The following is a 2,914-nucleotide window of genomic DNA, read 5'->3' on the forward strand; positions in this document are numbered from 1 at the left end:
CAGATAGGTGTACCCTGATCCGACGACGAACATCTGCGGAAAACGCTTCTTCAGTTCGGCGGTGGCCTCAATTTGACGGTCCACCCCGATCAATGGGTCTTCCGGCGGCTGGTATCCGTCGCTGGGTGGGAAGAAGGCCGGGCGTTGCAGGTGCGGTGTGTAGTAGGGGCTGCCCGCGGTCGTGCAAATCAATTTCATTCCAAGCGACTGCATCAATTCCAGAAACTGAATCGGTTCGGACAATTCCACACCGTCGCCGCGTGAATTGGACCCGAAGACCAGTCGCGGGTCGCCGGCGGGCTCGGGTTCGCCGACGCCCGAATCGGATTTCCGATAGGGCAGGAAATCGAAGATGCTGAGCCGGACGCCCAATTCCAGCTCAGGGGCTTCGGCGCGGATCCCCGCCACAATCTCGCGCAAGAACCGCGTTCGGTTTTCAAAGCTGCCGCCGAATTCGCCCGGCCGATCGACACCACTGAGCAACTCGTGACCGAGATAGCCGTGACAGTGTTTGACGTCGACGAACTGGTAGCCGAGCTTGGCGGCGCGGGCCGATGCGATGACAAAATCATCGATCAGGGACTTGAGTTCATCATCGGTCATGATGCCCGAATCATCGGTGATGTTCAGTCGCGGATCGAGCGCCGGGTTTCGCTGGGCGGCGCGTGGTTCAGGTTTCGTTTTTTCGTTCGGGCGGGCGAACCGTCCCGAGTGGGTCAGTTGCAACCCCACGACCAAATCATCGGTGTCGCCAAACCGTTCGGCGTGCGCCGCGATCAACAGTTCACGCAGCGCACCGATTTCGGAAAGATTGTTTTCGGTCAGGCACAATTGGTTCGGGTTGGCCCGGCCGTCGTGCCGAACCGCAACGGCTTCACCGCCCCACATCAGTTTGGCGCCGCTGATGCCAAAGTTCTTCCAACGTCGTCGGGTCAGTTCAGTCGGCTTGCCATCGGTTGTGCCGTCCCAACCTTCCATCGGCAAGATGCAGAACCGGTTCCCGATCGTCAACTTACCGACCTTGGCGGATTGCGCTAGCGGTGAGGTGTCGCCGGAGTCAACGACTTCATCGGCGGCGAGCTGCAAATCAAGTTCGCGAAGCCGCGTTTGGAAATCGTCAAACGTCTTCAGGCTGGCGATGCGTGGATAAGTCGGCATGGAAAATGACGTCAGTGGGGTAAATGAGGTGAAGAGAAGTGAATGGTGCGTCCGGCAACCAGGCTGTGGCGAATGCTTTGTTCAGGTTTCATTCGAGGGTTGCGTTGAATGGTCATTGAGCCCGCAGATGGCAGCGCGAACCCACGGAATTCTGGCGCCTTATCATCCGTGGGTTCGCGCTGCCATCCGTGGGTATTTTTTCCGCCCTGACCGCTTTTCCGCTCGATCAACGCAACTCCAAAATTAATTGTGTTCACACCCTACGCGGTCGTTTCGAGTGACTTTCCGGTGCGATCGAGTATTGATTCCAGATCGCGGGCGATGTGGCCGAGCACCTCGCGGTCGCTGTCCGGGCGAGCCGGGGAGCCGGGGTAGGTTTGATCGGTTTGGATTTGGTCACGCAGCTTTAAAAACATGGCCGCGTCGTGCTTGTAGGCGGGGACTGGCGGGCGGAATGCAAACGCGCCGAGGTACTGAAGCAAATCGTTCAGTTCGTAGAACGCCTCGTCACCGTTTTCCCACATGGCGTCACGGGCGGCGAAGGCATCGGGCGCAAACGTGCTGAGTCCCAACAGATAGTCGCTTCCGTACATCACCATGTCGATCGCCAGGTCGTTGCCGGTCATGACCTTGAATTCCGGGCGGATCTTGTCGCGGAGTTGCAAGCGTTGCCACTCCAGGACTCGATCGAGCGACGAGTGTTTGGCACCGGTGCAATTTTGAATTTGCATCAGACGTTCGTAGACGTCCAAGGAATAGATGCAGCCGAAGGGTGCGAACACGGGAGCCAGTTCGAACGCGTAAAACGAATCGCAGGCCGCGGCCAGGGTTTCGTAGCGGGAGACGATCTGATCGTCGCTTCCCTGGGTTAGCCCATAGGACTGGAAAAAGATCGGGGTTCCGCCGAGCGATTGAATCTGCTCGACCCCGACTCGGTAGGCGTCGGCGTTGAAGGGGGCGCCGGGCTGGTCAGCGACGAAGGCTCCGGCGACATAATCGCGGCCCCCCGCAATCGACTGTGTCCGCTCCAGCGCCTGTTGGCGGGTCGCATCGTCGATCAAGTTCCCGTAGCCGGTGTCCATGTTGACCGCGGGGGCCAATCCGGCATCGAACGTCCGCTCGACATGAGCGTCAAAGCCCGGCCAGTCGACCGAAAGATCGCTCAACAGCGGCAACAGAATCGCCGAAACGCCGGTGATTTTTCGCCGCGGTTTCAACATCTTGATCGGGTCAATCGGTTCCACTTGATTCATGTTCCTGGCCAGTTGCGTTTCGGGCAAATTTGAAGTCTGATTGGCAGAGAATAGACGATTCTTCCACGGCTGTCTTGGAAAATCGGTCACGTCGCGTTTGGCATTTCGGGCATGCGGCCGGTTGATGGATGCCCGCTTGCCGGTGTGACCGATGTCAATGAGATTGTGGCAATGCCAAAGCAAACACTGACCGATCGAGCGCTGCACGAGAATCTTCCCGAGTGGGGCGTGCTGGTGTTGGAGAGCCACCATTCGCCACAGTTCACGATGGAATGGCGTGAGCACTCGTTTCTAAAACTGGTCTACGTCCTGCGTGGCCGCGGCGTGCTGGAGTTCCAGGATCGCGTGCACCATTTCGAGTCGGGGGATTTGGTGATCGTTCCGCCGATGACCGCCAACCGGATCACCGATGCCCCGGATGCGGCGAGCAGTTTGTACGTTTGTTGCATCGATCCGTCGTTATTCGCGTTCGACGACGGGCTGATTTCCCGTTTGCGCCGCGG

At 58.7% G+C, this 2,914-nt stretch carries 3 protein-coding genes; 1 reads left to right on the forward strand and 2 read right to left on the reverse strand.

The genetic code is table 11. The features are described from left to right. Together ABX749_RS28105 and ABX749_RS28110 are read right to left on the reverse strand one after the other, a co-directional pair. Positions 1–1,158: NADH:flavin oxidoreductase (locus ABX749_RS28105; RefSeq protein WP_372898948.1), on the reverse strand; the 1,158-nt coding region annotated here is incomplete at its 3' end. A 260-nt stretch (positions 1,159–1,418) separates the two neighbouring features. Beyond that, complete coding sequence (locus ABX749_RS28110) at positions 1,419–2,411, reverse strand: dihydrodipicolinate synthase family protein (RefSeq protein WP_372898949.1); 993 nt, start codon at positions 2,409–2,411, stop codon at positions 1,419–1,421. Positions 2,412–2,582: 171 nt separating this feature from the next. On the opposite strand from ABX749_RS28110, the gene ABX749_RS28115 reads away from it, so the two are divergent. Continuing rightward, on the forward strand, positions 2,583–2,914 hold a 332-nt coding region (locus ABX749_RS28115; protein WP_372898950.1), incomplete at its 3' end, for an AraC family ligand binding domain-containing protein.

It is taken from the genome of Stieleria sp., from assembly GCF_041595215.1.
In the GTDB taxonomy this organism is placed as follows: domain Bacteria; phylum Planctomycetota; class Planctomycetia; order Pirellulales; family Pirellulaceae; genus Stieleria; species Stieleria magnilauensis.

Excerpts from the sequence above, each read along its gene's own strand:
- ABX749_RS28110 (WP_372898949.1), bottom strand. The coding sequence starts at position 2,411 with ATGAATCAAGTGGAACCGATTGACCCGATCAAGATGTTGAAACCGCGG.